Consider the following 5,425-nt stretch of genomic DNA (forward strand, 5'->3'; position numbering starts at 1 on the left):
GGAGGCCGCGAGGCCTCCCCCTTCTCAGTTCAAGCGTACGGCTCGGTGCCGTCCACCGGTCAGCGGCGCCCTGGCCTCCCACGGGCTGACCCCGCAGTACTCTCGGCGCGATGGGGCTTAGCTTCCGGGTTCGGAACGGGACCGGGCGTGCCCCCCATGCTCTGGCCGCTGACCGGTGGGCGGCGCCCACCGTTACGGTGTCCTGGGTCTCACTCTACACGTGCCCTGGGGGCCGCATGGCGCATAGGGGAGATGACTCGGGGGCATCCTCGTGCCCGGACCGCGCATGAGCGCTCAGTCCCGCGGGCCGCGAGGTGCGGTTCCGGAAGAGCTCGGGCGATTAGTGCGGCTCGGCTGAGGACGTCGCCGTCCTTGCACCTGCCGTCTATCGACCAGGTAGTCTACCTGGGCCCTTACCGGAAGGAGAACTAATCCCTGGAACGGCTTCCCGCTTAGATGCCTTCAGCGGTTATCCGCGCCGCACGCGGCTACCCGGCCGTGCCGTTGGTCGACAACCGGTTCACCGGAGGTGCGTCCACCCCGGTCCTCTCGTACTGGGGGCAGCCTCCATCGATTCTCCTGCGCCCACGGAGGATAGGGACCGAACTGTCTCACGACGTTCTGAACCCAGCTCGCGTACCGCTTTAAACGGCGAACAGCCGTACCCTTGGGACCTGCTCCAGCCCCAGGATGCGATGAGCCGACATCGAGGTGCCAAACCTTGCCGTCGATGTGGACTCTTGGGCAAGATCAGCCTGTTATCCCCGGAGTACCTTTTATCCGTTGAGCGACGGCCCACCCACTCGGGGCCGCCGGATCACTAGAGCCTGCTTTCGCACCTGCTCGGCTTGTGGGCCTCGCAGTCAAGCCCGCTTGTACTCTTGCATTCAAAAGGACGGTTGCCGACCGTCCCGAGCGGACCTTCGCGCGCCTCCGTTACCCTTTAGGAGGCGACCGCCCCAGTCAAACTGCCCGCCTGGCACGGTCCCCGAGCCGGTTGACGGCCTCGGGTTAGGACGCCGGTCGCGCGAGGGCAGTATTCCAAGGGCGGCTCCCCGGGGGCTGGCGCCTCCGGATCTGTGCCTCCTGCCTATCCTCTACACGCGGGACCAGCGGCCAATGCCAAGCTGCAGTGAAGGTTCACGGGGTCTTTCCGTCCTTCCGCGGGTAAGTCGCATCTTCACGACCAGTGCAATTTCACCGGGTCCATGGTCGAGACAGCGCCCAAGTCGTTGCGCCTTTCGTGCAGGTCGGAACTTACCCGACAAGGAATTTCGCTACCTTAGGACCGTTATAGTTACGGCCGCCGTTTACCGGGGCTTGGCTTCGGGGCTTCGCGCGATGCGCTAACTCCTCCGCGTGACCTTCCGGCACCGGGCAGGCGTCAGACCCTATACGTCGCCTTGCGGCTTCTGCAGAGTCCTGTGTTTTTGGTAAACAGTCGCTTGGGCCTCTCCACTGCGGCCCGCCTCCGCTCCCCGGGCAAGCCGGTTCACGTACGCGCGGGCACCCCTTCTCCCGAAGTTACGGGGCCATTGTGCCGAGTTCCTTGACCATGGTTGACCCGATCGCCTCGGTATGTTCTACCCACCCACCTGTGTCGGTTTGCGGTACGGGCGCGCACGCGCCTGCCTAGGGGTTTTTCTAGGGACCTCGGGCTCACTCGCTTCGCTCAGTCGCTTCGTCCGGAGCCTCGCCCTCGTGCGGACCGGATTTCCCTGGTCCGCGGGCCGCGCTCCATCACGGGGACGTCCAGAACCCCGCCGAGCCACCCCCATCCGTCGCCCCGTCGGTCGTAGCGCCGCGTGCGCGGTGCAGGAATGTCTGCCTGCTGCGCGTCGGCTACGCCTCCCGGCCTCGCCTTAGCCCCCGACTGACCCTGGGAGGATTAGCCTTGCCCAGGAAACCTCGGGTTCACGGCGGACGAGTTACTCTCTCGTCTCTCGCTACTCATGCCAGCATTCTCACTCCCATGCGCTCCACCGTCGGTCGCCCTCCGGCTTCTCCGCCCATGGGAAGCTCCCCTACCGATTCTAATGAATTAAAATCCCGCCGCTTCGGTGTCCAGCTTAGCCCCGTGTATTGTCGGCGCATGTCCACTCGACCAGTGAGCTGTTACGCACTCTTTGAATGGATGGCTGCTTCTAAGCCAACATCCTGGTTGTCTGGGCGGACGCACATCCTTTGCCACTCGGCTGGAACTTGGGGACCTTAGCGGGCGGTCCGGGCTGTTTCCCTCTCGAGCACACAGCTTAGCCCACATGCTCTGACTGCCGCGCTCTGGGCCGCCGGCATTCGGAGTTCGGTTGGATTCGGTAGGCGGCGAAGCCCCCTCGTCCATCCGGTGCTCTACCTCCGGCGGTGAACGCGCGACGCTAGCCCTAAAGCTATTTCGGGGAGAACGAGATATCTCCGGGTTTGATTGGCCTTTCACCCCTATCCGCAGGTCATCGCCGCCGTTTTCAACCGACGTGCGTTCGGCCCTCCACGGGGTCTTACCCCCGCTTCAGCCTGCCCACGGATAGCTCACCCGGCTTCGCGTCCGCGGCGCGGGACTCAAGTCGCCCTGTTAAGGCTCGCTTTCGCTCCGGCTCCCTTTCGGTTAACCTCGCCCCGCGCCAGCGACTCGCTGGCTCATTCTACAAAAGGCACGCCGTCACACCATAAAGGTGCTCCGACTGCTCGTGGGCGCACGGTTTCAGGTACTGTTTCACTCCCCTCCCGGGGTGCTTTTCACCTTTCCCTCACGGTACTGGTGCGCTATCGGTCACAGGGTAGTACTCAGGCTTGGATGGTGGTCCACCCAGGTTCGGACCGGGTTTCACGTGCCCGGCCCTACTCAGGGACCGCGTCGCGCCGTCCGGTCTGGGTTCGCGTACGGGGCTGTCACCCGCTGCGGCCGGCCCTCCCATGCCGTTCCGCTCCCCAGCCGGACCTGCGCCCGGGGGCGGCAGCCCCCGGATGCGCGGCCCTGCAACCCCGTCGGCGGAACCCCTGCCGGGTATGCCCGCTCGACGGTTTGGCCATCGGTCCCCTTTCGCTCGCCGCTACTCGGGGAGTCTCGAGATTGATTTCCTCTCCTCCGGGTACTTAGATGTTTCAGTTCCCCGGGTTGTCCTCCCCGCCCCTATGTGTTCGGGGTGGGGATATGCACACTGCTGTGCATGGGTTCGCCCATTCGGAGACCCCCGGGTCGAAGGATGTGTGCTCCTCGCCGGGGATTATCGCAGCTTGCCGCGTCCTTCATCGGCTCCCTGTGCCAAGGCATCCGCCGTGCGCCCGTGGTATCTTGCGGGACCGCACTCGGGCCCGCGGGATATCCACGTGTCGCTAAAATTAATTAATCGATATCATGAATAGCGCTCGTATGTCGCAATTCGGGTATCTCATACCGCGGCACAGCAGTTGAACTGTGCTCGCGATCAGATGCTCCTCACTCATATATAAGTGAATTCTTCTTGTTTGGATCGGATGAATGATTGCTATCATTCTGTCTGATAAATCGCAGAAAAGAATCGAGTCTGGAAGAAATTGATCTTCCATCTCTCTCCTATCGCTATGCGGCTCTCAAGGTACGCGGGTGCGACCCCGGGGACCGGGTGCTGCGGGGACTTACTCCGGGCGACATCAACCGGACGGGCTCCTGCCCTCCATTCGAGTTAAGTTGATCTCTCTAAGAATGTATCTCCCTAGAAAGGAGGTGATCCAGCCGCACCTTCCGGTACGGCTACCTTGTTACGACTTCACCCCCCTCACCCTCCACACCTTCGGCGCCTCCCCCCTTGCGGTTGGGCCGGCGACTTCGGGTGCAGACGACTCGGGTGGTGTGACGGGCGGTGTGTACAAGGCCCGGGAACGCATTCACCGCGGCATGCTGATCCGCGATTACTAGCAACTCCGACTTCATGGGGGCGGGTTGCAGCCCCCAATCCGAACTGGGGCCGGCTTTCCGGGATCCGCTCCCCCTCGCGGGGTGGCATCCCTCTGTACCGGCCATTGTAGCACGTGTGCAGCCCAGGGCATAAGGGGCATGATGACTTGACGTCGTCCCCGCCCTCCTCCGCCTTGACGGCGGCGGTCCCGCGTGGGTTCCCGGCATCACCCGATGGCAACACGCGGCGGGGGTTGCGCTCGTTGCGGGACTTAACCCAACATCTCACGACACGAGCTGACGACAGCCATGCACCACCTGTATGGGCTCCTCTCGGCCACGGGGTCTCCCCCGCTTCACCCATATGTCAAGCCCTGGTAAGGTTCTTCGCGTTGCTTCGAATTAAGCCACATGCTCCGCTGCTTGTGCGGGCCCCCGTCAATTCCTTTGAGTTTTAGCCTTGCGGCCGTACTCCCCAGGCGGGACGCTTAATGCGTTGGCTGCGGCACGGGGGGATCGTCCCCCCACACCTAGCGTCCATCGTTTACGGCTGGGACTACCAGGGTATCTAATCCTGTTCGCTCCCCCAGCTTTCGCGCCTCAGCGTCGGTCTCGGCCCAGAGGGCCGCCTTCGCCACCGGTGTTCCACCCGATATCTGCGCATTCCACCGCTACACCGGGTGTTCCACCCTCCCCTACCGGACCCAAGCCGCGGAGGTTCCGGGGGCTTCGGGGGGTTGAGCCCCCCGCTTCGACCCCCGGCCTGCCGGGCCGCCTACGCGCGCTTTACGCCCAATGAATCCGGATAACGCTCGCCCCCTACGTATTACCGCGGCTGCTGGCACGTAGTTAGCCGGGGCTTCTTCTGCAGGTACAGTCTTGACTCTTCCCTGCTGAAAGCGGTTTACGACCCGAAGGCCTCCGTCCCGCACGCGGCGTCGCTGCGTCAGGGTTCCCCCCATTGCGCAAGATTCCCCACTGCTGCCTCCCGTAGGAGTCTGGGCCGTGTCTCAGTCCCAATCTGGCCGGTCGGTCTCTCAACCCGGCTACCCGTTGTCGGCACGGTGGGCCGTCACCCCGCCGTCTACCTGATGGGCCGCGGAGCCATCCCCTCCCGTCGGGGCTTTAGCCCGGGCGCCATGCGGCGCCCGGGGGTATCCGGTATTACCCGTCCTTTCGGGCGGCTATCCCGGGGGAGGGGGCAGGTTCTCCACGTGTTACTCAGCCGTTCGCCACTCGCTTCTATCCGAAGATAGGTGCCGTTCGACTTGCATGTGTTAGGCGCGCCGCCAGCGTTCATCCTGAGCCAGGATCGAACTCTCCGTCCAAAATATATGGGCTTCGAGCCCGTCCGGTCCTCACAACTGTTACGCTGATCGGTTCCGTTCGATTCATATGGTTCTAGTATAGGAAAAGGAATTTCTCGGGGCCGCCTCTCGGCGGCCTTGCGAAAAACAAATCCAAGTTAGACCATTTCAAATGGTTCGATGTCTGCCCGGATGCGACACTCAATGTGTCCATCCTCGCAGTATCCGGTTCTCAAGGTGCACGCCT

General features: G+C 63.4%; 3 rRNA genes. All 3 read right to left on the reverse strand.

Annotation, left to right across the window (positions count from 1 at the left end):
* Positions 1-57: 57 nt before the first annotated feature.
* Positions 58-173 (reverse strand): 5S ribosomal RNA (gene rrf, locus ACESUZ_RS09850).
* Between the two features lie 147 nt (positions 174-320).
* A 23S ribosomal RNA gene (locus ACESUZ_RS09855) occupies positions 321-3,295 on the reverse strand.
* A gap of 398 nt (positions 3,296-3,693) precedes the next feature.
* Positions 3,694-5,199 (reverse strand): 16S ribosomal RNA (locus ACESUZ_RS09860).
* Together the 16S, 23S and 5S rRNA genes form the textbook arrangement of a ribosomal RNA operon.
* Between the last annotated feature and the right edge of the window lie 226 nt (positions 5,200-5,425).

The sequence above is a fragment of the Collinsella aerofaciens ATCC 25986 genome, assembly GCF_964239575.1.
GTDB classification, from domain to species: domain Bacteria; phylum Actinomycetota; class Coriobacteriia; order Coriobacteriales; family Coriobacteriaceae; genus Collinsella; species Collinsella aerofaciens_BQ.